This window comes from Streptomyces katrae, assembly GCF_000966975.1.
GTDB classification, from domain to species: Bacteria; Actinomycetota; Actinomycetes; order Streptomycetales; family Streptomycetaceae; genus Streptomyces; species Streptomyces katrae.
In genome coordinates this window covers 1-1277 of the sequence record NZ_JZWV01000982.1, presented here as the reverse complement: position 1 = coordinate 1277, position 1277 = coordinate 1, and the positions used below count along the sequence as shown (strand labels likewise).

The 1277-nt window shown below is 69.3% G+C and carries 1 protein-coding gene and 1 pseudogene; one reads left to right on the top strand and one right to left on the bottom strand.

All coding sequences use genetic code 11. The annotated features are described in order from the left end of the window. Positions 1-199: pseudogene (locus tag VR44_RS44355) on the top strand (IS701 family transposase); the annotation flags it as partial. 731 nt (positions 200-930) lie between these two features. Here VR44_RS44355 and VR44_RS30845 read toward each other — a convergent pair. After that, positions 931-1277, bottom strand: a 347-nt coding sequence (locus VR44_RS30845) for a tetratricopeptide repeat protein (RefSeq protein ID WP_045950918.1), incomplete at its 5' end; no start/stop codon positions are given.

Sequence of the window (1277 nt, the reverse complement as noted above, 5' to 3'; positions counted from 1 at the left end):
ACCGCCAGTGACAAGAAAGGCTCGGGGACGTCGCCGAGCCCGTGCGGACGGTGGCCCTGTGGGAAGGCTGCAAACCGCTCTGGGCCTGGACCACTTCGAGGGCCGTTCCTTCACCGGCTGGCACCGGCACGTCACCCTCGTCACCGCCGCGCACCTGACCGAACAGCAGCGGAACCCAACAGCCCCTGCCCGGGCCTGACCCTCTACCAGGCCCTGGACCTCCTCCAACACCTCATCGCCACCTGGACCGGCACCTGCCCTACCTGCCGACAATCCATCGAGCAACCACACGACACCAGCTAACAAAGCACTACTAGTCGAGCCTCATGCACACCTGAGGCTTCACGTGCTTGGTGATCCACCCCTTCGTCCCCCACTTGAGGCCGGTCTCCGAGTCGCCCTGGAGCTCGACCTCGTAGAAGCCGTTTGCGAATGGGTGTGTTGGTGGCAGCCAGGTGGGTGTCAGCCGGGTCGTGGCTGTTGTTCCTGCCTGTGCCCGGCGGGGCTTGGGATCTTGGCTGTCAGGGGGTGACCAGACTGCTGCCCCGGGGTGACCAAGTGCTGGGAGATTGGCTGCCATCAGCCTGCGAATTCACAGGTTCCGCTCGGGGGTCGGGCGGGCTGCGTTTCACGCTGGAATGGCCGGCCCGCCTGTGCGGCACCGGCCCGCCAACCGGGGGCGGTGTGGTCCGCCACGGCGTCCCGCAGACGAGCACTGGTGAGGGCTGCGTGTGCGCGCGGCATGGCTGCGGCGGACTGGCCCCGGTCCTGTGGTGTGCCGAGCAGGGCGGCGAGGCGCCCCCGGTGCTGGAGTGGCATGCGGGCGGCGGCCTGCGCTGCGCGCAGCTCGCGCGCGGCAGGGCGGCAAGCGCGTAGGGGCTCGTCGGCTGCGGGTGGTCCCGGCGCACCCTCGGATGCGCCAAAGGCCGGTCAGGCCCGGATTTCACCGTCCGGGGTGCCGACGGCGCGCTGGTACCAGGCTTCTGCCTCGGTCTCGCGGCCAGTGTCCCGCAGCAGCACTGCGAGGTTGTTCATGGCTTCGGTGTGTCCAGCGTCGGCGGCGCGCCGGTACCAGCGTTCCGCCTCGGTCTCGCGGCCAGTGTTCACCAGCAGCAGTGCGAGGTTGTACATGACGTCGGTGTTTCCCGCGCCGACGGCGCGCCGGTACCAGGGTTCCGCCTCGGTCTCGCGGCCAGAGTTCACCAGCAGCACCCCGAGGTTGTTCATGGCTTCGGTGTTTCCGGCGTCGGCGGCGCGTTCGTACCAGGGTTGCGCCT